This window comes from Celeribacter sp. (assembly GCF_048270365.1).
Taxonomy (GTDB): domain Bacteria; phylum Pseudomonadota; class Alphaproteobacteria; order Rhodobacterales; family Rhodobacteraceae; genus Celeribacter.
This window is the reverse complement of the sequence record NZ_JBLWTA010000003.1, coordinates 156324-181439: the sequence shown is the minus strand read 5'-3', so window position 1 is coordinate 181439 and position 25116 is coordinate 156324. Positions and strand designations below refer to the sequence as shown.

Sequence of the window (25116 nt, the reverse complement as noted above, 5' to 3'; positions counted from 1 at the left end):
AATCGGGCGCCGTTTTCATATCCTCCAAACAAAAAAGCCGCCCGGGATGGGGCGGCCTTCACGCTGTTCGGGATCAGCGACTGTCTTAACCGTTCCAAGAGCGGACCACGCCGCAATCCATGTGAACGAAGTTGGAGCCACGGTAGGTGCCAACGCCGCCTGCGGAACAGGCTTTCGCAGCAGAGGCCATTTGCGACACAGAGCGCGACTTGAGACGCAGGTCGGCGGCCTGGGCTTTCATGTGAAGCGAGTTCTTCGCAACACCGCGCGAGCGCGAACGCAGCATGGCGTTGGTCTCGGGCGAGCGGTAGCCGGACAGGAGCATATAGGGCTCGTCGGTTTCCATCAGGCGGTGCGCGGCGGTCATGATGTCGACGGTGCGCGCATCCACGGCCTTAATCTGCGAGTTGCGCCAGTCGCGGAAGAAATAGGTCACTTCCTTGAGCGCCTCGGGGATGTATTCGCCTTCGATCCAGTAGATGGTGTCGATGCTCTCACCCGTGCGGCCCGAATACATGTTGATCCGACGAATGTCGCCGGAGCCGCGCAGGAAGCCTGCTGCATTGGCATATACTGGAGCTGCGCTGATTGCGGTTGCTGCAAAACCGCGAAGAAGTCCACGGCGTGTGAGCACGCCACTTGCTTTCGTTGTCATTCTCTCAAAGCGTCCCGTCGCTTACCTGTTCCCGCCTCACGCGGCTGTTTGTGGATGTGCCGCCATTTGCGGCTTGTGCCGCTTGTTCCGGCATTCTTAACCAAGATTCTCAACAGAACAATGACTTAGATCAGACAAACTTGCCTTTTCCCGGTCTTTTGCCTTCTTTTTCAGCATCTTGATCCAAACACGCTCCCAAATCCTCCGGCCGTCACAAACATGTGATCCGGCAGTTTTGGGTGTTTCTGGACGCAAGCTGACGTCGAAACCCGTTAAAACCTCTTAGGCGAGCCACATCCCTGTCGCTCTGATGGGGTTATGGCATATTGTGATTCTTGGGCCAAGCACCGGTTTTGTCGCAGAGCTTAACAATGGGTGAAATCGGCGGGTTTTTGCGCAAAATATGATGTAAGACCTTACCTGCGGGAACAATTTCCATGGCTTCGAGTTGTGTGCGCCGGCCTGTCAGTGGCTCTCATGTCTGCGTGCGCGGGACTGATGCCAAGGCCGCCTGAGCGTTTTGGGCCTTTTGGGAAGCCCCCGGTTTTAAGGGGAAAAATCCGATTTTCTTCCCTTTTGTGTCAACTGTTGTGCATATGGCACAGGGGCGCCTCACTGCGTTCTTCCCCCCTGACGCCGCGCTCGGAACTCCTGTAACCTTTTCCGAACGACTGCTGAGCCATTCCGGGCCTATTCTGGCCTTTCCACCCCAAGTTTCCCGAGGACCGATATGTTTTTTTCACCGGTTTCCCCTGCTGCACATCGCGCCGCACATCATACTGACACCCTGCAAACCGCGCCTTTGCGCCGGAAAGCGCCCCTGTTGAAGGCCGGTCTCGTCGCCCTGAGTCTCGCCCTGACAAGCGCACCTCTGGCGCTCATGCCCGTGACCGCTCAGGCCCAGCAGGTCAGCGCTTTCATGCAATCGGTGGCCGAAGCGGCGTCCTCGTCCAAGGTTCTGTCGGACTTCTACCGCTCCAATGGCTACAAACCGGTCTTCGCCGATCAAAGCGCCAGTGCGAAAGCGCGGCGTCAGGCGCTCCTGCGCGCGGTTCAATCCGCGCCGGACAAAGGTCTCGCGCCCTATGACACCTCGCTCCTTGAGGCCAACCTGCGGGCGATCAAATCCGACCGCGATCTTGGCCGCGCCGAAGTCGCTCTGGCGCAGCTCTTTCTCGATTATGCCCGCGACGTGCAGACCGGCCAGCTGATCCCGTCCCGCATCGACGCAGGTCTCGTGCGTCAGGTGCCGTACCGCGACGGCCTTGAGGTGCTCACCAATTTCACCCAATCCAACCCTCAGGCCTATCTGCGCAAGCTCGAACCCAGCTCGCCGGAATATGCCCGCCTGTTGAAAGAAAAAGCCAAGCTCGAAGAGCTGATCGCTCATGGCGGCTGGGGCCAGACGGTGCCGGGTGGCAAATACGAACCCGGCGCGACGGGCAATGGCGTGATCCTTCTGCGCAACCGTCTGATGGCCATGGGCTATCTGCCGCGCTCGGCGGCGACCGGCTATGATGCGAAGATGGAAAAGGCTGTTCAGCAGTTCCAGATGGACCACGGTCTGACCTCTGACGGTGTGGCCGGGCAGGCGACGATTGACGAGATCAACCTCAGCCCGGAAAAACGCATGGCCTCCATTTTGGTCGCGCTGGAGCGTGAACGCTGGATCAACATGCCTTTGGGCGAGCGTCACATCTGGGTCAATCTGACGGATTTCTCCGCCAAGATCGTCGATCATGGCCGCGTGACCTTTGAAACCCGTTCGGTGATCGGTCAAAATTCCGGTGATCGCCGCAGCCCGGAGTTTTCCGACGAGATGGAGCATATGGTCATCAACCCGACCTGGCACGTGCCGCGCTCGATCGCCGTCAAGGAATACCTGCCGATGATGCAGCGGAACCCGAATGCCGCAGGTCACCTGCGTCTTGTGGACAGTCGCGGTCGCACGGTGAACCGCGCCAATGTGGACTTCTCGCAATACACGACCCGCAGCTTCCCGTTCAACCTCAAGCAACCGCCGTCGAACAGCAACGCCTTGGGTCTCGTGAAGTTCATGTTCCCGAACAAATACAATATCTACCTGCATGACACGCCCTCGAAGAGCCTCTTTGGCCGTGAGGTCCGCGCCTTCTCGCATGGCTGTATCCGTCTGCAACAACCCTTTGATTTCGCTTATGCTTTGCTCGCGAAACAGACCTCCGATCCGGAAGGTTTTTTCCAAGCCAAATTGCGCGCAGGCGTTGAGACCCTCGTGCCTTTGGAGCAACATGTGCCGGTGCACCTGATCTATCGCACCGCGGTGACCCTGCCGAAAGGCGGCATGGAATATCGTCGCGATGTCTATGGTCGGGACGCGAAAATCTGGGCCGCGCTGCAAGACAGAGGTGTGCAATCCTATTCTGTCGGCGGTTGAGCGCCACTCTCTTCAAGAGTTTGAAACAGAGCTGAAATATTGAGGCGTTCGGGGGAAACTTCGGACGCCTTCGCTTTGCAAAGCGGCGCAAAACACCTATGTCTTTGGCAAGATTGACGGAGACCCCCTAATGCCCATCACCATTGCCGAGCTTGCCGCCTCATTGAATGCCCCTTTCGAGGGGGACGGGGGCCTTGTCGTCGCGGCCGCGCGTGAACCGCAGGACGCGGGCAAAGGCGATCTGGCGCTGGCGATGGACCCGCGTTTTGCCGAGAATATCGCCAAGGGCGCGGCTCAGGCGGCTGTTCTCTGGGAGGGCGCGGATTGGCAGGCGCTGGGGCTGAAAGCTGCCATTCTCGTCAAACGCGCACGTCTGGCCATGGCGGGCATCACCGCAAGTTTCGATGCGGGGCTGGGGCTTGAACCGGGCATCCATCCCAGCGCCGTGATCCATGAAAGCGCCGAGATCGGTGAGAATGCCGCCATCGGCCCGCTCGTTGTGATCGGCAAAGGGGCGAAAATTGGCAAGAACGCCAAAATCGCTCAGCATGTGTCGATTGGCGCTGGTGTCACCATCGGCGACGACTCCCTCATTCATCCCGGCGTGAAAATTGGCGCGCGTGCCACGATTGGCGACCGGCTGATCGCCCAGCCCGGTGGTGTGGTCGGGGCTGACGGGTTCTCTTTCGTGACGCAGCAGAAGTCTGCCGTCGAGGAAGCCCGCGAAAGCCTTGGCGAAACGGTCGAGGCGGCGGGGCAAGAGTGGCTGCGCATCGCCTCCATCGGCTCCGTGGTGATCGGCGATGATGTCGAACTGGGCGCCAATGTCACGATTGACCAGGGCACGATCCGCGCGACCCGCATCGGCAACGGCACGAAACTCGACAATCAGGTCCACATCGGCCACAACGTCGTGGTCGGCAATCATTGCCTTTTGTGCGGTCAGGTCGGCATCGCCGGTTCCACGGTGATCGGCGATTATTGCGTCATGGGCGGGCAGGCGGGCGCCGCCGACAACCTGACCATCGGCGCGGGCGCGATCATCGGCGCGGGCACGGGCGTTTTGTCCAATGTGCCGAAAGGCAAGGCGATGATGGGCTACCCGGCGGTCGCGATGCAGACCCATGTCGAGATGTACAAGGCGCTCCGCCGTCTGCCGCGCATGCTGTCAAAGCTCAAATCCAAGGACTGACCCAGCCATGACGCGTGCAATTCGCAGCGTCACATCATACCAAACTGTCACAAAAACCTGTTTCCTAGGCGGGAAATTCGGACTAAAGCAGTCCACACGTTTCGATCGGAGGGATCACATGTCGGATGTGAAAGAGAAAATCATCGAGATCATCGCGGAACAGGCCGTTCTGGACCCAAGCGATGTGGCGATGGATCAATCTCTCGAAGAGCTGGGCATCGACAGCCTCGGCCTTGTCGAAAGCATTTTCGCCATCGAGGAAACCTTTGATATTTCCGTGCCGTTCAACGCCAATGAGCCGGACCAGTCGGATTTCGACATCTCTTCCGTGTCCGCCATCGTCAAAGCGGTCGAAGCCCTGATCGCAGACCAGAAATCATGAAGCGCGTCGTCATCACCGGCGCGGGCACGGTCAACGCGCTTGGCCTCGATGTGGCCTCGACGCTTGCGGCCATGGCCGAGGGCAAGAACGGCATTTCCGATCTGGAATTTCGCGATGTTGAACGCTTGGCGATCACCATTGGCGGGCAGATTCACGACTGGAACGCCGAAGGCCGGTTCAACCGTCAGCAAATGGCGCTTTATGACCGGTTCACCCAATTCACGCTGGCGGCGGCGCAACAGGCGATCGGGCAATCCGGCCTCGAATTCGTCGGCGATCTGGCGCTGCGTTCGGGCGTGGTTTTGGGCACCTCCGGCGGCGGCCTGACGACCCAGGATGACAATTACCGCATGGTCTATGAGGAGGGGAAGAACCGCGTTCACCCCTTTGTCGTGCCGAAGCTGATGAACAACGCGGCGACCAGCCACGTGTCGATGGAATACAACCTCAAAGGCCCGTGTTTCACCGTGGCGACCGCATGTGCCTCGTCGAACCACGCCATGGGCCAGGCGTTCAACATGATCCGTTCGGGCATGGCCACGGCCATGGTCACCGGCGGCTCTGAATCGATGCTCTGCTTTGGCGGCGTGAAAGCCTGGGAAGGGCTGCGCGTCATGTCGAAAGACGCTTGCCGTCCGTTCTCGATGAACCGCAACGGCATGGTGCAGGGCGAGGGCGCGGCCGTGTTCGTGTTCGAAGATTATGACCACGCCAAAGCGCGCGGCGCGGAAATCCTCGCGGAAGTTATCGGGTTTGCCATGACCTCGGATGCCTCCGACATTGTCATGCCCTCGAAACAGGGCGCGGCGCGGGCCATTTCCGGCGCCATGCAAGACGCGAGGATCAACGCCTCCGAGATCGGCTATATCAACGCCCATGGCACCGGCACGGCGGCCAATGACAAAACCGAATGCGCGGCGGTGGCCGACGCTTTGGGGGCACATGCCGACAACATCATGATCTCGTCGACGAAATCCATGCACGGTCACCTGATCGGTGGCACAGGGGCGGTCGAATTGCTGGCCTGTATCATGGCCTTGAAGGACGGCATCATCGCGCCGACCATCAATTACGAAGAGCCCGATCCGGAATGCGCCCTCGATGTGGTGCCCAATGAGGCGCGCGACGCGAAGGTCGATGTGGTGCTGTCGAACGCTTTTGCCTTTGGTGGGCTGAACGCGGTTTTGGCGCTCAGAAAAGCACCGTAAGTCTTTTATATCTCAAAAGAAAAACGCCGCATCTGTTTGATGCGGCGTTTTTTTGTTCGTGGGTTTTGCAGCGGATTATTCCGCTGGTGCCTCAGCCGGCGCCTCTTCCGTGGCCTCTTCCGGTGCGGACGGGCCTTCGCCATTCTTGGCGGCTTCGTTCAGCTCGGTCACCTTGGTGTAGGCTGCGGTAAAACCTGTGAGCGACAGTTTCAAACGCACCGGGTCATCCGTGCGGCCCAGCGGCACGATGCCAACCATGCCTTCAGAGCCTTTTTTCAACAAATCGACATCGGCGGTGGTCAGACCGGCCCGCACGAAACAGCCCACGCGGTTGCAGAACTGGAACGGATAGCGGCGACCGTTTTCGCCATCGACGAACAGCGCAAGCTGTGCGGTCAAAAGCGTCTCGAGCGGCGTGGTAAAGGTCGCGGCGGCCTCGATCTCTTCGCTGCCGACGTGAAACAGCGCCACTTCGGCGACTTCGGTGCCGTCTTCGTCTTTCAACAGCTGATACATGCTGCACGGATCGACCTGACCCTCAGGCGCGTTGATGCAGCGCACTTCCCAATCGCCTTGGGTCTCAAGCGTGTAAGCACGCCCGACATTGCTTTCCGGCGTGATCGGAGTGCCTGCGGAGAGGCCGGAATCCTGTGCCGCCAGCGGCAGGGCAGCAGCCAGCGTCAGAACGGTTGCAGAGGTGAGGGTCGTGATCTTGCGAGAGATGGAAAACATCATCTGTCCATATATTGTTGGTTTCTGTGCTCAATTCCCCCAACGATCTATCACGGGCACTTGGCGCTGTCAGGGGGGAGGAGAGAATATTTTCGTGAGATGTGAACGCGGACGGCAAAGGATGGCCGAGAGGTCTCAAAGATGTTTGCACTCAGGCGCAATCTGGGAGTCAAAATGCTGGCTATAAAATGACGAAAGCCCCGGTTGAACCGAGGCTTTCGCGGATCTCTTGGATCGCTCGAAATCTTGTGATTTCTCTGATTGTCTCCCTGCCGGACTTGGCCGACTTATTGCGACGACGGTATGACAGGTCATTTCGACCGTCAACGGGAATTTTGCGGTGAAAACCTGTATTCTACACCAAAAAGCAACAGGATGTGCGCTTGGTTGCGACAGCCTTGCACAGGCGGTGCGATCTTTGAATCTTCGGTCAAAAAAATGACCGCACCGGGGATGCCCCGGGCGGCCAGTCTGACAGGGAGGAAGTCAATCCGAACCGAAGAGGTGGTTCGGATAGCAATAGACTGGCACGAAGTGGTTAATTAAGTATTGTAGCGGCATACGGGATTGAATTGTCAGGGTTTTGAGCGGGAATCATGCGCGCGCAGTCTGACATAAATGACAGGGATGGCTGAGATGGACCGGATTTTCGTGGGCGGCGGCGGAGAGGCCTATGGCGAGGCGCAGGAGCTTTTGCTCAAATACGGCAACCGCCACGGGTTGATCGCGGGCGCCACCGGGACGGGCAAGACCGTCACGCTGCAAATCCTGGCCGAAGGCTTTGCAGCGGCGGGTGTGCCGGTGTTTCTGTCGGACGTCAAAGGCGACCTGTCGGGGCTTGCGAAATCCGGCAGTGCGGAGAGCAAATTGCACGAGGCCTTCACCTCGCGTGCGGAAACCATCGGGTTGGGCGAGCGCTACAGCTATGAGGCCTTTCCGGTCACCTTCTGGGATTTGTTCGGCGAACAGGGCCACCCGATCCGCACCACGGTGGCGGAGATGGGGCCGCTGCTGATCTCGCGGCTTCTGGGGCTTTCCGAGGCGCAAGAAGGCGTGGTCAACGTCGCGTTTCGCGTGGCGGACGAACAGGGCCTGCCGCTTTTGGATCTCAAGGACCTTCAGGCGCTTCTGGTCTGGTGCGGTGAGAATGCCGACGATCTGACGCTGCGCTACGGCAATATCTCGAAATCCTCCATCGGGGCGATCCAGCGCGATCTTCTGGTGCTGGAAAATCAGGGCGGGGATAAGCTGTTTGGCGAACCGGCGTTGGAGCTGTCGGATATTATTCGCACCGATAGTGACGGCCGGGGCAGAGTGAACATCCTCGCCGCCGACACGCTGATGTCCTCGCCGGGGCTCTATGCGACCTTCCTTCTGTGGCTCTTGTCCGAATTGTTCGAAGAGCTGCCGGAGATCGGCAACCCGGACAAACCGAAGCTGGTGTTCTTTTTCGACGAAGCGCACCTCTTGTTCGATGACGCGCCGAAAGCGCTGGTCGACAAGGTGGAACAGGTCGCGCGTCTCATCCGGTCGAAAGGCGTGGGCGTCTATTTCGTGACGCAAAACCCGGACGACATCCCCGAGGACATCTTGGGCCAGCTTGGCAACCGGGTGCAACACGCACTTCGGGCCTTTACCGCCCGCGATCAAAAGGCGCTGTCCCGCGCCGCCGAGACCTATCGTCCGAACCCGGCTTTCGAGGTGGAAACCGCGATCAAAGAGGTTGGCACCGGTGAGGCGGTGACCTCGTTTCTGGAGGCCAAGGGCGTGCCGGGCATTTCCCAACGCACCTTGATCCGCCCGCCGTCGTCGCAGCTTGGCCCGATCACGGTTGAGGAGCGGGCAGGGATCAATGCCGCCTCGCCGATTGCCGGGAAATACGAGGCGGTGCTGGACCGCGAAAGCGCCTTTGAGATGCTGAAAGCCCGCGCCGAGGCCGCAGCCAAGGCGGCCGAAGAGCTTGAGGCGAAAGAGGAAGCGCAGGAGGTCGCGGGACGCGAGGCCTTGGAGCGCGAGTTTTCCAAGGCGCGGCGCTATGACGGCACGCAATATAGCCGCAAATCCGCGCCCAAAACCACACCACGCAGCCGCAAGACCTCTGAGAAAACCATCACCGAACAGCTCGGCAAAATGGTGATGAAGGAACTGACTGGCACCACCGGAAAACGCATCGTGCGGGGCATTCTGGGCGGGTTGTTCAAAGCGCGTTGATAAAAAGACCGCCGGAGAAACATCCCCGGCGGTCCATGTCGCAGTCTTGATGCATCACATGTGCGACGCGCTGACATACTGGATTACAATGTCGCTTGCTGTGAGGGTATCTGCGCTGGCCGTCACGCCTTCTGCCAGATGGATCACGAAGGGGGTGTCTTCCGCCTCGTCCTCGTAGCTCAGATGGACCGTGTAGCTCCCTGCGTCGCTGTCGTAAGTAATATCGACGGCGCTGACGGGGGTGTCTTCGTCCACGTTGATTTGCAGCATGTCTTCGCCGGGTGTGAAATCCGTCACCGTCGCCAAAACCGGATCGGCGCTCTCCTCTGTGCCGGTGAGATCGGTGATGAAGGTGTCCGCGCCTTCGCCACCTTCAAGCGTGTCTTGGCCGTCGGTGACGATCAAAAGATCATCGCCAAAGCCTCCGACGAGCGTATCGTTGCCTGCGCCGCCAGAAAGTTCGTCGTTGCCACTGCCACCGGCGAGGTAGTCGTCGCCTTCACCGCCGTCCAGAATGTCGTTGCCGCCACCGCCGCTGATGATATCCGCACCGGCATCGCCGGAGAGGAGACTGTCGCCATCGCCGTCCCAGATGCGGTCGTCGCCGTCGCCGCCCGAAATGACATTTTCTCCGCCATAGTCGCGAATTGTGTCATCCCCTGCGCCTGCAAAGATTGCGTCATTGCCGGCGCTGTCCCAGATTTGGTCATCCCCTTCACCGCCGTCGAGGAAATCATCGCCGTAGCCGCCCTGCAAAACATCCGCGCCGTCCCCACCATACAGCAGGTCATCGCCTTCGCCACCGTTGAGCGTGTCGTCGTCATCGCCACCGGACAATGTGTCGTCGCCCGCGCCCCCTAAGAGGGTGTCGGCACCGGCATTGCCATAGAGAAAATCGTTGCCTTCGTTGCCTTCGATGGTGTCGTTACCGCCCCAGCCGAACAGCGTATCGTTGCCATCCTGCCCATAAACCAGATCGTCTCCGGCGCCGCCGATCACGGTGTCGTCGCCGGCACCGCCATAGATACGATCGTCGCCGTCGTTGCCGTTGAGCCTGTCATCCCCCGCATTGCCGTAGATCAGATCATTGCCCGCACCGCCACCGATCACATCGTCACCGCCCCAACCGGCGAGGGTGTCGTCGCCAGCATTGCCCCAAAGACGATCCGCCAAAGCGCCGCCATGGGTGCTGTCGTCGCCCTCTTCGCCGACGAAAACGGTGGCCGTGTCGGGCGCCTCGGGCTCCGGACCGTCGGGTTGCGATTGAGAGTGATCGTCGTCCGAGTCAAAAATCTCGGTAAAGGCGTAGACCATGGCCGATCCGGCCAGGACAGTGAAAAGAGACAGCATAATAAAACCCCACACATGGTCCGCGAAATAGCGGTTAACCTTTCGTTAACATATTCGTGTGTGGGACAGCGTCAACCTAGCAAAGCCCCGTCTGTGACAACGCGGCTGTGCAGATATATGTTCTTATACATCAATAGGTTGCGCAATATCAGTTCCCGTTGCGCACAGGTTGAAACTCAGAGCCGGTTGAACAACCCGCTTAGCCGGTTCGCCTCATCCGAAAGCCCATAAGGCGCGTTGATCACGAACATGCCGGAGCCGAACATGCCGTGGCCTTTTTGAGCGGGTTTGAACCGCACTTCGTGGTGCAAACACCCGGGGAAATTGGCATAGAGCATGCCCTCGACCAGCGGCAGATGCGTGCCGTTTTTCAGGATCGGATACCAAAGCGCTATGATGCCCACGTTCCATTTGCGGTGCAGCTTGTAGATCTGGCTCGGCAGCGTTTCGAAATCCGATTTGATCTCATAGGAGGGATCGATCAGCATCAGGCCGCGTTTGGGCTCTGGCGGACAGATCGACTGGGCGAATTGGATGCCGTCTTGTTGCTTGAGATGCAGCCCCGCAAAGCTGGGAGAGGCTTTGGTGTTGGCCGTCAGCTCCTCGAATTCGGTCGGGTGCAATTCCGCCAGATGCAGCTGATCGGTGTCGCGCAGCAAAGCCTGCGCAATCGCCGGAGAGCCGGGGTAGATGTTTTTGCCATGGGCCTCGGCAATCGCCTTGCGCGCGCGGGCGTAGGGGTGCGAGGGCTTGAACCAGCCATCGACCGCCTTGATCCCCTTCGTGGCCTCGCCGGTTTTTTGCGCCTGAGACCCCTCAAGATCATAAAGCGCGCGCCCCGCATGGGTCTCGATATAAGAGATCGGCTTGTCTTTGCGGGTCATGTAATCGAGCATCACCGACAAGAGCGCGTGTTTTTGCACATCGGCGAGATTTCCGGCGTGGAAACCGTGTTGGTAGGACAGCATCAGAGGTCTCCCAGAGGGCGAATTTTGAGTTTCGTGATCCGGTTGTCTTTGCGTTCGACGACTTCGAAACGATAGCCGTGGAAGGAAAAGACCTGGCCCGGATTGGGGATGGTTTGCGCTTCGTGGATCACCAGACCGGCCATGGTGTTGGCCTCTTCATCGGACAGGTTGCACTCGGTCCAGCGGTTGAAGTCGCGGATCGTCATGCCGCCGTCGACCTCCCATTCGCCGGTCTCGCCGGATTTTTTCGGCGCATCCTCGGAACGGTCGAATTCGTCGGTGATCTCGCCCACGATCTCTTCGAGAATATCTTCGAGCGTGATCAGACCCTGTAGCGAGCCATATTCATCCACCACCAGCGCAAAATGCGTGTGGCGTTTCAAAAACTGCCGCATCTGGTCGTCGAGCGTGGTGGTTTCTGGCACGAAATAGGGCTTCATCGCCACCGCCATCACGTCGAAATCGTGGAAATCCACCATCATATGCGGGTCTTCGCTCTCGTGTTCGACGCGTTTGGCATGCATGCCGCGCAGCAGGTCTTTGGAGTGCAAGACACCGACGATATTTTCAGGATCATCCCGAAACAGCGGCAGGCGCGTGTGCGGACTTTTCAAAGACAGCTCGAGGATTTCAGAGGCCGCAAGATCGGCATCAAGCATCTCGATTTGAGAGCGGTGCAGCATGATCTCCTCGACCGTGCGGTCGCCCAGATCGAGCGCGCCCAGCAAACGGTCGCGGTCCTCTTTCTCCACCACACCCTCGACATGGCCCAGAGCAATCGCGCCTGCGATCTCGTCGCGCACCGCCAAAACATCGGCTTCGGGGTCGGTCTGAACGCCAAACAGCCGCAAAATCCCGCGCACCAAAAGGCGCACAAATCCCACGACCGGGGCAAAGACCGTCACGACAATGGAAATCGGCCCGGCGACACGCGAGGCGGCGGATTCCGGGTTGGTGATCGCGTAGGTCTTAGGCAGCACCTCGGCAAAAATCAGCACCAGCACGGTCATGATCAGCGTCGCCAAAGCCACGCCGTTCTGGCCGAACAGTTTGGTGAACATCGCGGTCGCCAAAGACGTCGCCAGAATGTTCACAAGGTTGTTGCCCAAAAGCACCGAGCCGATCAGCCGCTCGCTGTCGTCGGTCACGCTCAACGCGCGTTCGGCGCCTTTGTCGCCCTTATCGGCCTGCGAGCGCAACTTGCCGCGCGAGGCGGCGGTCAAAGCGGTCTCGGAGCCCGAGAAAAAGCCGGACATCACCAAGAGCGCCACAATCGCGACGGCGGTGATCCAAAAGGCGGCATCAAGGAGGGTGGGATCGGTCATGGTCTCTGTCATACCCGTGGTTATGGGCACGCTCAGGGGGCTGCGCAAGAGGCACAGCCGCACAAGTGCCGTAAATCTAAGGGGAGGGGGCGCTAATCCTCCGCCAGCGGGTGATGCGTGAGCACCAATTCCCTCAGCCGCTCGTCCAAGACATGGGTGTAAATCTCGGTCGTCGACAGATCGGCATGGCCCAAAAGCGTCTGGATCGCCCGCAAATCCGCACCATGCGCCAAAAGATGCGTCGCAAAGGCGTGGCGCAGCGTGTGGGGCGTCACTTTAGAGGGGCTAACACCGGCGCGTACCGCGATGTCCTTGATCAGTTGGTAGAAGCGAATGCGGGTGAAATGCCCGGTCTTGCCGCGTGAGGGGAACAGAAAGGCCGAAGGTTTTTCGCCCTTTTCACGTTTGGCCAGCTCTTCGCCCGCGTCGCGGGTTTCCAACCAGGTCCTGAGTGCCGCGCGCGCCGGGTCGGACAGAGGCACCATGCGCTCCTTGCCGCCTTTGCCGAGGATCAACAGCATCCTCGGGTCGCCACGCGTGGCAGAGACGGGCAGGGACACAAGCTCCGACACCCGCATGCCGGTGGCGTACAAAAGCTCCATCAAGCAGATGTTGCGCTGCCGGTCGGCCTCGGTGCGGCCCACCTCTTGGACAGCCTCCAAAAGCCGAGAAACTTCTTCCTCAGACAGGGTTTTCGGCAGGCGTTTCGCACGACCCGGCCCCTTGATCTGGATCGCCGGATTGTCCTCGCGCCAGCCTTCCTCAAAGGCAAAACGGTAGAGCTGTTTGATGGATGAGAGCCGCCGCGCGCGGGTGGATTGCGCCAGCCCTTCGGCCTCGCAGGCCACGAGATAGGCCTCGATCTCGGCGCGCTCGGCGGCTGCGAAATCCTTGCCGCGCCGCGCAAGCCATTCGGAAAACCCCAACAAATCCCGCCCGTAAGATTCGCGCGTGTTCTCTGCGGCGCCCAATTCGGCCAGCTGCGCCTCGGCAAAGCGCGAAATCCAGCCGTGATCGCTCATCCGCGCCGCTCCAAAAGCAGGAGTTCCAGCGCCGCGCGCCGCGCCGTGGCCTCAAGCCCGATGGCACGAAAGAATTGGATCGCATCCGACAACTCGTCGAGATCGCCCGCCGCGCCACCTTCGAGAAGCTCAATCGCCCTCAGGATCGCCTCGCCCAGTCGCTTTTCGCTCACCAGAGACGACAGCCGCACCGGAATGCCGGTGCCTCGGAACCCTTGCGCAATGGCGCGGGCCTGCGCCTCGCTTTGCCGCTGCGTCGGCAGATCTCCCACGGCAATCCCATGCAACAGCAATTGATCCTTCGTGAGCGCCGGGCTCCATTTCAACGCGATGCGCTCATAATCCGGCGACAAAAGCGCGACTTCAAAAGCGATCTCGGAGGCCTTGCCCGTTAGGGGCAGGGTCGAAAGTGGCGTGGCAAAAAGTTCGGCGAAGACGCTTTGCAGACCGGAGGCGCGCATCGCATCCCAAACCGGCGGCAGGGTGCGGTTGAGACCGTCAACATCCTTGGCCAAAAGAGTTTTCTCGAAGTCCTGCAACACGTCGATCCGGTCCCAGATGCCGCCAGAGGCCGCCGGAAGATGCTCCGACCAGATGCCAAGCCAGCGGTTTGGCGAGAGCGCACCCACGCGGGCCAAGCGTTCGGCGGCGGTGGCGCGGGCCTTCCAACCGGAGCTGGCACGTAGATCGCTTTGCGCAAAGGCCAGCGGCAGCGCGGTCGTCGGCAGCGGCTCACCGATGGCCTCCATCAGGCGAAATGTCAGCGGCGTCGGATGCTCAGGTGTCGGCAGATGCGGTTCGCCCTCGAACAGCTCGGGATCCAAAAAACGTGCCAAAAGCTCGCCCTGATTGTCGCGAATGAGCCCAAGCGCCTCGCCGGTCTCCAAGGTGAGCGCCGCCGCGTCCCAATCGCCACTGCGTGCCAGACAGAAAATCCGCGCCTGCAAGGTGGGCGACAGCCCCGGCGTGTGGGTCAACCGCGCGCAGGCTTCGTCCTCGGTGCCGAGCAGCAGTTTGGTGTCAAAGGAACGGCGGAAAATCTCAGGCGTGCTGAGACCCGCCAGCGCCATCAGCGAATCCGCCTCGTCCAGCAGGCCTTGCGACAAGAGCGCGTCGATCCGGGCAAGGAACAGCCGCCCGTCGCGATCCGACAAGACCGGCGGGTCGAGCTCCGCCAGAACCAGCGTATTGAGCAGACGCCGCGAGGCGGGCAAAAGGTCCGGCCGTGTGGAAATCGTCCTGATCCGCCGCGCGATGTCGCTGGCGGTTGAGGCGCCCCAAAGCCCGCGCGGCAATCCGGTGACCGAACTGGGCAACAGCCCGGCCTGATCGGGATCGGGCGCGTCCAGGGGCAGGACGCTGACATCTTCGGGCAGGGCGCTCAACGCGATGTCGCCGGTCTTCGGCGGGGCCGCAGGGCGGGGTGCGTCCAACGTGTCGGACAGCCAATCGATGGCGGAAAGCGGCCGGTCGTCACCGTTTGTTTGTGCGGCACCCGGCTCTGCTGTGAGCACAAGAGCCAAACACAACGGCGCACAACTGATGAAAAACCGGGAAGAACCTGGGCGTTTGCTCACTTCAGTTCGATCTCCGTGGGCACCACCTGCTCGGACCGTTCGGGCGACAAATCGCCGACATAGGCAAAGCCGATAAAGCCAATGAGACCCAACAAAATAAGGATGGCCAAAAGGCGAAAGAGAAATTTACGCAAGGTCGACTGCCTCCAATCGCGCCCATTGTGGGCGGTTTTATTCCCGATCTTTGCCGGAGTTTGCCTCCGAACCGGGTTTCTTTGGCTTTATATATGGCATTTTTCGTGAGATCACGCCATTGAGAGAACGAAAATTTGATAAGCGGGATTTTGCCGTGTTGACGGCCTTGGACCTGTCCATGTCCTGCGGCAAAGGCAGTTGCGCGCAGGGCCGTGGCAGGGTAGGCGAAGACGGTGAGACAAGAGGGATGGAACAGGTGGCTGGAGGGGCCGGGGCATTGAAAAAAACCGTTGCACTGGTCGGCATGATGGGCGCCGGAAAAACTGCTGTGGGCAAGGCCTTGGCCGTGCGTCTTGGCGTGCCGTTTCTGGATTCGGATACCGAGATCGAAAAAGCCGCAGACCGCACCATCGCGGAGATTTTCACCGAGCATGGAGAGGCGTTTTTCCGCAGTCGTGAGACCGAGGTGATCGGGCGTTTGTTGGAAAACCACCGCGCGATCCTCTCGACCGGAGGCGGCGCGTTCCTGTCTGAGGCCAACCGCGAGATGATCGCCGAGAAAGGCGTAGCAGTTTGGCTCAAGGCCGATCTCGATTTGCTGTGGAACCGCGTGAAACACAAAAGCACCCGGCCGCTTTTACGCACCGAAAACCCTTACGAGACCTTGAAAGAGCTGGTCGCGGCGCGCGAGCCGCTTTACGCACAGGCCGGGATCGTGGTGGAGGCCGAGCCGAAGCTCTCGATCGAGGGCATGGCCGACAAAGTCGTCGAGGCTCTTAAGGCGCACGGCGGTATTCTGGAGGAAGATCAATGACCTATCAGGCTCAATTCGAGGCCGTCCACGTGCCTTTGGGGGATCGCGCCTATGATGTGCGGATCGGTGAGGGGCTTGTGGCCGAGGCGGGCGCCCATATCGCACCGCTTTTGGGCAAGAAGAAAAAGGTTTTTGTGCTGACCGATGAAACCGTTGCTGGGCTGCATCTCGATGCATTGCGCGCGGGGCTTGCGGTGTCCGGCATCGACATGGTGGCGCTTGCCTTGCCTGCGGGAGAAAGCACGAAGGCCTGGCCGCAATTCACCTGCGCGGTTGAATGGCTTTTGGAAGAGAAATGCGAGCGTCGCGACATCGTTGTCGCTTTCGGTGGCGGCGTGATCGGCGATCTGGCGGGGTTTGCGGCTTCTGTGCTGCGCCGAGGTGTGCGGTTTGTGCAGATCCCGACGACGCTTTTGGCGCAGGTCGACAGTTCGGTCGGTGGCAAAACCGGCATCAACGCGCCGCAGGGCAAGAACCTGATCGGCGCCTTTCACCAGCCTTCTCTGGTGCTCGCCGATATTTCCATTCTCGGCACGTTGACGGCGCGCGATTTCCTTGCGGGCTATGGCGAGGTCCAGAAATACGGTCTTTTGGGCGACGAGGCGTTCTTTGAATGGCTCGAATCCAACGGCCCCGCACTGGCCGCCGGTGATCTCGCGCTGCGGGCCGAGGCGGTGCGGCGGTCGGTGCAGATGAAGGCCGACATCGTCGAACGTGACGAGACCGAACAGGGCGACCGCGCGCTTTTGAACCTCGGGCATACGTTTTGTCACGTGCTGGAATCCGCGACCGGCTATTCCGACCGGCTATTGCATGGCGAAGGCGTGGCCATCGGCTGTGCTCTGGCGTTTGAACTGTCGGCGCGTTTGGGGCTTTGTTCGCAAGAGGCGCCTTCGCGTGTGCGTGAACACCTCCAAGCTATGGGGATGAAATGTGATCTCTCTGATATTGAGGGCGATTTGCCCTCCGCCGAAGAGCTTGTCGATCTCATGGCGCAGGACAAGAAAGTCGTTGATGGCCAGCTGCGTTTCATCCTGGCCCGCGGCATCGGGTCGGCTTTTGTGACCGCAGATGTGCCGCGTGAGGCTGTTCTCAAGTTGCTGAAAGATGCGCTTTAATATTCGGAAAAGACATTTTATTGCGCCTTGTTGCCGGTATGGTCGGGAAACGGCCGACGGTTAGCGCTATAGGCTTTGGCCGCGTCGCACCTTGGATCATAGTGATCTGGTGGTTAAAGATTTGGGCGATTCTATGCGCGGGCAACGTCGTATCAAAACGGGCTTTTCCGTCCCGACAGATTTGGGTGCGCCGAGGATCGCCAAGTTCATGGCGACGGTCAGCCTGCTGATCCTGCCGATTGCCATCGTGAAATATGCGATGAGCGGGCACTCTTGGCTTGCGGGCTATTACCTCTTTCTCTGTGGGCTCATCCTGTTTGATTTGCGCGCGTATTTGAGTGGCAAGCGCTTGCCGATTAATGCCGCCATTCTCTTGATCGCCGTTCAGATCGGCGATCTGATCCTGATCCGACATCATGGCACCTCTGCGGCCTTTTGGCTGTTTCCGATCACCGTGGCCGGGTTCTTTTACTGCGCGCTCTGGGTGGCAACCAGCATCGGGGTGGTCGCCATGGTGCTTGGGCCTGTCCTGAGCTATCTGGCGTCCCACGACCCTTGGTTCGCCTTTCGTTTGGGGGTCGCTCTTGGCACTGTGATCCTCTTTGTGCGGTTCATGTTGACCACGATGTGGGCCATGCAGGCCAATCTCGAACATGCGCTGGAGCGTGACGCCTTGACCGGTTGCTACAATCGCCGGGCCTTCATGCGGCTGATCCGTGGCGATGTGCCTGTGAGCAGCGGCGCCTTGTTGTTCGTCGACATCGATCATTTCAAAAAGATCAACGACCGCCACGGCCATATCGTCGGGGACAAGGTGTTGGTCGCCGTGGTCGAGGCGATGCGCGAGGTGTTGAAAGGGCAGGGCCATATCTACCGCATCGGCGGCGAGGAATTCGCCCTTTTGATGCCCAACACCCCCATCGAACTGGCCGCGATGATCGCGGAACGCATGCGGCGTCATATCAGCCAACAGGCCATGCCCGGCGAGGCGGGTGAGGCGGACAGGGAGGCGCAAGGCACGGTGAAGACCCGGGTCACCGTCTCAATCGGGGTCGAAAAATTCAGCTCGGGCGAAGAGATTGAAGCCGCCCTGTCACGGGCGGACAATCATCTCTACCGGGCCAAACAAGCCGGGCGGGACCGCGTGATGTCGTCCATGTCCGTCAGTGATGACGGTCCCGCGCGGGGTGAGCCGTCGCGCTTTAGCCGCGAACGACCAGAAGATCACAGCGCGGATCGCGAATCTGTGCTTCGGTAAACCCACCAAGCAGGCTGGGCGACAAAGGCATACGGCCATGTGCGCCAAGCGCGAAAAGATCGGCTCCGCTGTCAGCCAGAGCGGTGGTGAACACATCGTTCACACTTGCGGCGCTGATCTCGGGTTTCGGCAGACCTTCTGGAAGCTCGGCCACCTCCCACCAGCCGTCGAGATGGGCCTGAGCCTCTTTGACAAAAGGCGCGAGGTGTTTTGCGCTCTCATCCCGGGCGATCAGGCCGCGATAGGGCACATGGACCGCGTGAAACGTGGTGATCTTGGCCTCCGGGGCAAGCGCCATGGCCGTCCGCCCCGCCGCAAGACAGGATGGCGACAAATCGATACCACACAGGACCGAGCGATAGGGGGCCGTCACCGGGTCACGCACCAAAAGCACGGGGCAATTCAAGGCGCGCACCAGACGTTCCATCGTGGTGCCTGCAAACATGTCCCAAAACGGCCGCGGACGGTGGACGCCCAAGACCACCAGATCGGCGCCGATCGTGTCAGTCATCTCGGCGATGGTGCGCACCGGCTCGCCGGCCTCCACCGTGATCTCTGCATCCTCGGACGCATGGGCGGAGGTGAGCACGGCGCGCATCGTCTCTTCTGCCGTCTGGCGCATTTGCGCCACGACCGTCGAGGGCAAATCGTCGTCGATCACAGTCATGACCACGATTTTCGCCCCATGTTGGCCCGCCAATTGCACCGCGCGCTCCACGGCACGGTCAGACCGCGATGACAGGTCGCTGGCCACGAGAATACGTTTGATCATGATGGTCTCCTCTTTCGATATCACGTGAGGCCGCTCCTCTGCGGGCCTCATCGTATATGTAGGAATTCTAAACACATTTTCGAGAGTGGTGAGGCGAGTGGTCGCAGGTGAAATATCGTTTGCGGCTCAGAGTGTGCCGCCAGAACCAAAAATGCCCCGCACAGGGCAGGGCATTCTATCGAGTCTGGTCTGTAATCGTTTGGATTAGAACGGGATTTCGTCGTCATCCAAGGACGGGCGCGAGCCGCCGCCAGAGCCACCGCCCTGCGAGCCGCCGCCGTAACCGCCGTCATCGTAGCCCCCCGACGGACCTTGGTCATAGCCACCGCCGTAGCCACCACCGCCACCTTGGCCGCCGCCATAGCCACCACCGTCACCGCCGCCCGAGCGACCGTCGAGCATCACCATGGTCGAGGTGTAGGGGCGCAGCACGACTTCGGTGGAATAGCGGTCCTGACCGTTTTGATCCTGCCATTTGCGGGTCTCGAGCTGACCTTCGAGATAGACCTTGGAGCCTTTGCGCAGATATTGCTCTGCGGTGCGCGCCAGAGGTTCGGAGAAAATGGCGACCGTGTGCCACTGGGTGCGCTCTTTGCGCTCGCCGGTGTTGCGGTCTTTCCAGTTTTCCGAGGTGGCAATCCGCAGGTTGCAGACCTTGCCGCCGTTCTGGAAGGTGCGCACTTCCGGGTCGGCGCCCAGATTGCCCACGAGGATGACTTTGTTCACGGACCCGGCCATGCGATTTACTCCCTGAGATTCTTAAACTTGAGCGCACCTTACACCAAACCCACAAGGTGTTTGAAAGCGCAAAATCTGCCTGAGACGCCTATAGGCTTTGAAACTTCGGCTTTTGCCCCTATATTGCGCGCGAAGAATAGCGGTGATTGGTATTGCGCGCGAAGAATAGCGGTGATTGGATTTTCATATGCGTGCAGGGCTTGGGGTTTCGGTGGTCAAACGCCGGGAGAGCGGTGTTCGTCTGGGCTTTATGACATTTGGGGTGATCGCGGGGCTTTTGGGAACTGCGGTTTTGACGCCCACAGAAGCCGGGGCCGAGGATATTTTCTCCACACGAAACCGCATGGCGATCTTTGACTCGCAGCTTTCCGTCCTCGATGGCCGTGCCGCCGATCAATATTCCAACTCCGTGACCTATCAACCCGAGCGGTTCGGCGGCGAGACCGGCACCGCGCGCTACACCGGCGCTTATAAGGGCCAATGGTTGCCCGTGGCGGAGAAGATGGCCAACAAACACGGCATTCCGTCCGATCTTTTCCTGCGCCTTGTGCAGCAGGAAAGCGGCTGGAACCCGACCATTCGCAGTCCGAAAGGCGCCACAGGCCTGGCGCAACTCATGCCGGACACGGCGCGGCAACTGGGCGTGAACATCAACGATCCGCATCAGAACCTCGAGGGCGGCGCGCGCTATTTGCGCATGATGTACAACCGTTTCGGCAACTGGCGTCTGGCGCTTGCGGCCTATAACGCCGGGCCTCTGGCGGTCGAGAAATACGACGGCATTCCGCCCTACAAAGAGACGATGAATTACGTGCGGATCATCTACGGGTCGTAGGCCCAATAGGTCTTATTCGGAACTTTTCGCCCGGTGCCGGGTTGTTCTTTCAATGCATCGCGACGCCCCGCGTCGCTGATTGGAAAGGATAAGACCATGATGAACTCTGCGAAACTGACTGCGAAACGTACCGCTCTGTTGTCCCTGCTGGCTTCTGCGTCTTTGGCTGCGACGCCTCTGATGGCCGAACCGCTCGACATTTCCTCCGTTGAGGTGACTGCCAATCTCGAAGCCGTCGATTCCAACGCGCTCGACCGCTGGCCCGACATCGCCGAAGACCTGACGTTGATGATTTCCGCCGGTCTCGACGAGCAGATGTCCGAGGATGGCCCCTATGACGTCCGCGTCGATGTGACCGAGATTTCCAACCTCGGCACCACCTATCTCAGCGACGAAGGCGAGTTCAACACGCTCGAAGGCTGGGTTTATATCGACGGGCCGGATTCCGATGAGGCGCTGAAGAAAATGCATGTCATGCTCAAGGCCGAAGAGCTGGACGGTGTGACCGCGATCAACGCCACCATGGTGCCGCCGGACCGCGCCGCGTTCTATGATGCTCTGGTGATGGGCTTTGCGACACAGGTCGTGGGCGAAGTTTCGGAGCTTCAGACCCAATGGCTTGAACCGGATCAGGCCGAAGACAATTCGTAAGACAAAGAAGGCGGGGACAGTCCCCGCCTTTTTCTTTTTGGTCTTAGCAATGTTTTACGTTGCGCGCCGGAAATCGCGTGGCGAAATGCCGGTGTGTTTGTGAAAGGCCCGGCTGAAATAGGCCGCCGAATGAAAGCCGAGTTTTTCGGCGATCTGGTTGATCGGCAGATCGGTCTCCCGCAGCATCCGTCGGGCTTCATAATGCACCCGGTCACTCAAAATGGCCGAGGCCGACCGCCCACAGGCCACATTGCAGGCCCGCGTCAAATGGGTCGGGCTGACGCCCAGTTCCGCGGCGAAATGCGCCACCGTGCGCCCGTCGCGCAGCTCGTTTTCCACCAGCGCCGTGTAGGCGGCGGCCAGTCGGCGCGAGGCGTCCGGTGTCAGGTCGTACTCGGGCATGATCGACATTTGCCGCTCTAACCAAACCGCAATCATCCCGGCCTGAAACGCCATGGCGCGGTCACGCCCCGGGCGATCACCCTCGATCTCGCGTTGCAACCCTTCGATCAGGCCGGTGATCTCGTTTTGCTGGATCACCTCTCGAAACCGCATGTGCAACGGCTCCTCGGGCAGGGCGAGTGTCGGATCGTCGGGCAGGTGGACGGCAAAGCCCATGACCTGACCGACAGGTTCAAAAGCGTACATGGTGCGGGTCGGCAGGTAGACCAGATTGTGCGGCCCAAAGCCGCGCGTCACGCCCGCGACCGTGATCCGGCCTTGCCCACGGGTGAACCACAACAGCGTCGGGGTGCGGTGGCTGCGCATTGCTTCGGTGCGCCATTTGTTTTCGGTCGACAACGTGCCGGAACCGCGGCCCAGCGTGGTGACGCGATAGGCGTTTTGTAGCGGAATATCGGGAATGCTCGCCTCGCGACGTTTGCGCGGCTTGGCGGGTTTCGCGGTTTTGTCTTTCGTGGTTTCGACAGGGGCATTGGCAGGCTTTGAGAGACCTTGCGCGGGCTGACCCATTTCCCCCAGCGGTAGGGTTTGAAAAATTCTAAGGGGTTTGGACTCGGGCATGGCGGCACATTCTGTTCGGTTTGTACAATTCCGACAGAGACTAGCCATGGTTTGGGGTGAGTCAAAGAAAACATTGTGTTTTCAATAAGATATGCGTATCCTTTGGCGATTCCGCAAAGACTGCTCAGGGCAGCGATATCTTGTGGTAGGCTTTCATGCGCGCTCTAAACCAAGTGCGTTGCCGCTTGGCATATTGCCGTGTGGCGATGGTGGCGGCCTCTTTTGCCTCTTCAAGCGTCAGTTTGCCTTGCAGATAGGCAATCAATTCCGGCGCGCCGATGGCTTTTGACGCGGGCGCGGCGGGGTCCCAAGTGGCCAGATTGCCCTCCGCCTCCTCCAAAGCGCCTTTCGCCACCATGATCTCGAATCGCCGCGCGATCCGGTCGTTGAGCCATTCCTTGTGGGCATCGAGCACCACGGGAAAGGTCTTTGCGAGCGGCAAAAGCGGCGGCGGCGTGTCGGCCTGCCAGGCGGCCAGACCCCGACCCGTGGCCCGCAGCACTTCCCAGGCGCGTTGCACCCGCATCGGGTTCAGCCGGTCGATCTTTTGCGCGGTCTCGGGGTCCTCGGCGTCGAGATCGGCCAAAAGCCCGGCGTGTCCGTCTTCTTCGCTACGTCTCTGGTCGGCTTCTGCGCGAAGCTCCGCCGGTGTCTCGGGTATTTCGACCAACCCTTCGGTCAAGGCCGCAAAATAAAGCCCCGTGCCGCCGACGATAATCGGCCGATCCGGGCCGATGAGATGAGGTGCGACATCGCGCAGCCAATGGCCGACGGAATAGGCCTCGGTTCCCGGCACATGGCCGTAAAGCGCATGCGGCGCGCGGGATTCATCGACACAAGAGGGTCGCGCGGTCAAAACCCGCCAATTGTCAAAGACTTGCAAGGCATCCGCGTTGATGATCACACCGCCCTGACGCTCCGCAATCTCGAGCGCGAGAGCGGATTTACCGGAGGCGGTGGGGCCCGCGATCAACACGGGCTGATGAGGGGCTATATCAAAGGGCACGACCATGAAACTGCGGTGGCAAAGACTGCGGCATTTGTCCAGAGGGCAAAGGGGAAAAATATCTTGCTGCGTCCATTGATCCCGGCCCGGTTTTGGACCATTTTGCCCGCAATCACATTTCAGTTCGGGGACATCTGATGAGCGACGCGGAGCTTGAAACTGGCACGGGGCAAAATGTTGCGCACCCGGCCACGAAATATAAACGTGTGCTGTTGAAAATCTCGGGCGAGGCGCTGATGGGCGATCAGGGCTTTGGCCTGCACCCGCCGACGGTGGAGCGGATCGCCCGTGAGGTGAAATCCGTGCATGACCTCGGTGTCGAGATCTGCATGGTGATCGGGGGCGGCAACATCTTCCGCGGACTTCAGGGCTCGGCGCAGGGCATGGAGCGCACCACCGCCGACTATATGGGCATGCTTGCGACCGTGATGAACGCGCTCGGCATGCAGGCCGCTTTGGAGGCGCTCGGCATCCACACGCGGGTGATCTCCGCGATCACGATGAACGAGGTGGCCGAGCCCTACATCCGCCGCCGCGCCGTGCGTCACCTTGAAAAAGGCCGGATTTGCATCTTTGCGGCGGGCACGGGCAACCCCTATTTCACCACCGACACGGCGGCCACGCTGCGCGCCAATGAGATGGCCTGTGAGGCGATTTTCATGGGCAAGAACGGGGTGGACGGGGTCTACGACAAGGACCCGAAAACCAACCCGGATGCGAAACGCTACGACGAGGTCAGCTATGATGAGGTTCTGCGCAAGAACCTCAAAGTCATGGACGCCTCTGCCATCGCTCTGGCGCGCGACAATTCCTTGCCGCTGATCGTTTTTCCGCTCGATGCCCCGGGCGGGTTCCAGTCGATCCTCGCGGGTGAAGGCACCTATACATTGGTGAAATAATGCGGTTTTCGATGGGGTTTGGCGTGGTCTTGATCGCGGCTGCGTCGCCCGCGCTGTCTGAGACCTCCGTTTACACCGGATTTCTGGAGACCCATGGCTGCACCTATGGGCCAAAGCTCGACGCAGAGGTTCGTGCCGCCGGGTTGACGCCCGAAGGCTTGGCCAGCCATGCCCGCACAGCGGTGCAGGCGGGCACGGCGGAGCATAATGGCGATTGGGTGGTGTTTGATGCCTCTGTTTGCACGATCAAACTGCCGGAGATCACCAGCACCTACGAGATCACCGACGATGTCCTCGCGTCACACATTACCTCAGTGAGCGACCCTGCCTATGAGGCGGGGTGTTATCTCACGGATTGGCAGCAGGCCTTCGAGGCGACCGGACACGACGCCGATGCGGCCTTTGCCGAAGGGGTGGGGTTTCTCGCCTCCGAAATCACCGCTGGTCGGATGTCGTTCTATAGCGATAGCCCGCTCAGAACGCCCTTCGGTTTTCAGACCGTTGTGCCGGAAGGATGCGACCAAGGCGCGCGGGCCGAGGCCATTAAGGCGTCTTCCGGTGATCTGGCAGAGCTGTTCGACACCTATGTCCGCATGTCCTATGCGGCAAACACCTGTGGCGATGGCCAAAGTGGCGATATGGCCTTTGCCAAGACGGTAAAGGACAGGACCGACAATGCCTGGATGTTTATGGATGCGATGATGCTCACCCTCGCCGCCGGATGGCACGAGGGGATGACGGCGCAGGACAAGGGCATGCCACGCCCGCCTCTGTGTCACATCGCGCCATAAGTGGAGCCGCGCCTAAACACTGGCAGCCTGAAACCAAA

Annotated in this window: 24 protein-coding genes; 12 read left to right on the top strand and 12 right to left on the bottom strand. The window is 60.1% G+C overall.

The window, feature by feature from the left end; translation table 11 throughout:
* Window positions 1-85: 85 nt before the first annotated feature.
* Window positions 86-655, bottom strand: coding sequence for a YcbK family protein (locus tag ACN0X0_RS05640; protein ID WP_417278359.1), 570 nt, complete (start codon window positions 653-655; stop codon window positions 86-88).
* A gap of 730 nt (window positions 656-1385) precedes the next feature.
* Here ACN0X0_RS05640 and ACN0X0_RS05635 point away from each other — a divergent pair.
* From ACN0X0_RS05635 to ACN0X0_RS05620, 4 genes are all read left to right on the top strand, one after another.
* A complete protein-coding gene (locus tag ACN0X0_RS05635; protein ID WP_417278358.1) occupies window positions 1386-3071 on the top strand; it encodes a L,D-transpeptidase family protein in 1686 nt (561 codons plus the stop codon).
* Between the two features lie 130 nt (window positions 3072-3201).
* Window positions 3202-4263, top strand: a complete 1062-nt coding sequence (gene lpxD, locus ACN0X0_RS05630; RefSeq protein WP_417278357.1) for a UDP-3-O-(3-hydroxymyristoyl)glucosamine N-acyltransferase — start codon at window positions 3202-3204, stop codon at window positions 4261-4263.
* 118 nt (window positions 4264-4381) lie between these two features.
* Window positions 4382-4645, top strand: a complete 264-nt coding sequence (locus ACN0X0_RS05625) for an acyl carrier protein (RefSeq protein WP_167602966.1) — start codon at window positions 4382-4384, stop codon at window positions 4643-4645.
* The gene (locus ACN0X0_RS05620) at window positions 4642-5853 is read left to right on the top strand and encodes a beta-ketoacyl-[acyl-carrier-protein] synthase family protein (protein ID WP_417278356.1); all 1212 of its coding nucleotides are present in this window, start codon (window positions 4642-4644) and stop codon (window positions 5851-5853) included. The genes ACN0X0_RS05625 and ACN0X0_RS05620 overlap by 4 nt, the downstream gene beginning before the upstream one ends.
* A 75-nt stretch (window positions 5854-5928) precedes the next feature.
* On the opposite strand, the gene ACN0X0_RS05615 is transcribed toward ACN0X0_RS05620, so the two are convergent.
* A complete protein-coding gene (locus tag ACN0X0_RS05615) occupies window positions 5929-6585 on the bottom strand; it encodes an invasion associated locus B family protein (RefSeq protein ID WP_417278355.1) in 657 nt (218 codons plus the stop codon).
* 636 nt (window positions 6586-7221) lie between these two features.
* Between ACN0X0_RS05615 and ACN0X0_RS05610 the strand changes: the two genes are divergently transcribed.
* Complete coding sequence (locus ACN0X0_RS05610; protein WP_417278354.1) at window positions 7222-8796, top strand: helicase HerA-like domain-containing protein; 1575 nt, start codon at window positions 7222-7224, stop codon at window positions 8794-8796.
* A 54-nt stretch (window positions 8797-8850) separates the two neighbouring features.
* Here ACN0X0_RS05610 and ACN0X0_RS05605 read toward each other — a convergent pair whose 3' ends face one another.
* The 6 genes from ACN0X0_RS05605 to ACN0X0_RS05580 form a co-directional block, all read right to left on the bottom strand.
* Window positions 8851-10146: a calcium-binding protein gene (locus tag ACN0X0_RS05605; protein WP_417278353.1), complete on the bottom strand. Its 1296-nt coding sequence runs from the start codon at window positions 10144-10146 to the stop codon at window positions 8851-8853.
* Window positions 10147-10322: 176 nt separating this feature from the next.
* Complete coding sequence (gene rlmJ, locus ACN0X0_RS05600; protein ID WP_417278352.1) at window positions 10323-11114, bottom strand: 23S rRNA (adenine(2030)-N(6))-methyltransferase RlmJ; 792 nt, start codon at window positions 11112-11114, stop codon at window positions 10323-10325.
* The gene (locus tag ACN0X0_RS05595; protein WP_417278351.1) at window positions 11114-12439 is read right to left on the bottom strand and encodes an HlyC/CorC family transporter; all 1326 of its coding nucleotides are present in this window, start codon (window positions 12437-12439) and stop codon (window positions 11114-11116) included. Before ACN0X0_RS05595 ends, rlmJ begins: the two co-directional genes overlap by 1 nt.
* A gap of 92 nt (window positions 12440-12531) precedes the next feature.
* Window positions 12532-13461, bottom strand: coding sequence for a site-specific tyrosine recombinase XerD (locus ACN0X0_RS05590; RefSeq protein WP_417261005.1), 930 nt, complete (start codon window positions 13459-13461; stop codon window positions 12532-12534).
* Entirely contained in the window at window positions 13458-14984 is a 1527-nt protein-coding gene (locus ACN0X0_RS05585) for a hypothetical protein (RefSeq protein ID WP_417278350.1), read from the bottom strand. Before ACN0X0_RS05585 ends, ACN0X0_RS05590 begins: the two co-directional genes overlap by 4 nt.
* 50 nt (window positions 14985-15034) lie before the next feature.
* Window positions 15035-15172: a hypothetical protein gene (locus tag ACN0X0_RS05580; protein ID WP_167602974.1), complete on the bottom strand. Its 138-nt coding sequence runs from the start codon at window positions 15170-15172 to the stop codon at window positions 15035-15037.
* A 248-nt stretch (window positions 15173-15420) separates the two neighbouring features.
* Here ACN0X0_RS05580 and ACN0X0_RS05575 point away from each other — a divergent pair, with 248 nt between their 5' ends.
* The 3 genes from ACN0X0_RS05575 (at window position 15421) to ACN0X0_RS05565 (ending at window position 18363) form a co-directional block, all read left to right on the top strand.
* Window positions 15421-15987: a shikimate kinase gene (locus tag ACN0X0_RS05575; RefSeq protein ID WP_417278501.1), complete on the top strand. Its 567-nt coding sequence runs from the start codon at window positions 15421-15423 to the stop codon at window positions 15985-15987.
* Complete coding sequence (gene aroB / locus ACN0X0_RS05570; RefSeq protein ID WP_417278349.1) at window positions 15984-17105, top strand: 3-dehydroquinate synthase; 1122 nt, start codon at window positions 15984-15986, stop codon at window positions 17103-17105. The genes ACN0X0_RS05575 and aroB overlap by 4 nt, the downstream gene beginning before the upstream one ends.
* A 208-nt stretch (window positions 17106-17313) precedes the next feature.
* On the top strand, window positions 17314-18363 hold the full coding sequence (locus ACN0X0_RS05565) for a GGDEF domain-containing protein (protein ID WP_417278348.1): 1050 nt from the start codon (window positions 17314-17316) through the stop codon (window positions 18361-18363).
* Here ACN0X0_RS05565 and ACN0X0_RS05560 read toward each other — a convergent pair.
* Entirely contained in the window at window positions 18308-19135 is an 828-nt protein-coding gene (locus ACN0X0_RS05560) for a universal stress protein (protein WP_417261009.1), read from the bottom strand. The genes ACN0X0_RS05565 and ACN0X0_RS05560 overlap by 56 nt on opposite strands.
* Before the next feature lie 204 nt (window positions 19136-19339).
* A complete protein-coding gene (gene ssb / locus ACN0X0_RS05555) occupies window positions 19340-19873 on the bottom strand; it encodes a single-stranded DNA-binding protein (RefSeq protein WP_417278347.1) in 534 nt (177 codons plus the stop codon).
* 250 nt (window positions 19874-20123) lie between these two features.
* Between ssb and ACN0X0_RS05550 the strand changes: the two genes are divergently transcribed.
* Complete coding sequence (locus ACN0X0_RS05550) at window positions 20124-20708, top strand: lytic transglycosylase domain-containing protein (RefSeq protein WP_417278500.1); 585 nt, start codon at window positions 20124-20126, stop codon at window positions 20706-20708.
* 96 nt (window positions 20709-20804) lie between these two features.
* Window positions 20805-21359, top strand: a complete 555-nt coding sequence (locus ACN0X0_RS05545) for a hypothetical protein (RefSeq protein WP_417261012.1) — start codon at window positions 20805-20807, stop codon at window positions 21357-21359.
* A gap of 54 nt (window positions 21360-21413) precedes the next feature.
* Here ACN0X0_RS05545 and ACN0X0_RS05540 read toward each other — a convergent pair whose 3' ends face one another.
* Window positions 21414-22382: a helix-turn-helix domain-containing protein gene (locus tag ACN0X0_RS05540; RefSeq protein WP_417261013.1), complete on the bottom strand. Its 969-nt coding sequence runs from the start codon at window positions 22380-22382 to the stop codon at window positions 21414-21416.
* 124 nt (window positions 22383-22506) lie between these two features.
* On the bottom strand, window positions 22507-23394 hold the full coding sequence (gene miaA / locus ACN0X0_RS05535) for a tRNA (adenosine(37)-N6)-dimethylallyltransferase MiaA (RefSeq protein WP_417278346.1): 888 nt from the start codon (window positions 23392-23394) through the stop codon (window positions 22507-22509).
* Between the two features lie 131 nt (window positions 23395-23525).
* Here miaA and pyrH point away from each other — a divergent pair, with 131 nt between their 5' ends.
* Together pyrH and ACN0X0_RS05525 are read left to right on the top strand one after the other, a co-directional pair.
* The gene (pyrH, locus tag ACN0X0_RS05530; protein WP_417278345.1) at window positions 23526-24287 is read left to right on the top strand and encodes a UMP kinase; all 762 of its coding nucleotides are present in this window, start codon (window positions 23526-23528) and stop codon (window positions 24285-24287) included.
* A complete protein-coding gene (locus ACN0X0_RS05525; RefSeq protein ID WP_417278344.1) occupies window positions 24287-25078 on the top strand; it encodes a hypothetical protein in 792 nt (263 codons plus the stop codon). The genes pyrH and ACN0X0_RS05525 overlap by 1 nt, the downstream gene beginning before the upstream one ends.
* The last annotated feature ends 38 nt before the right edge of the window (window positions 25079-25116 follow it).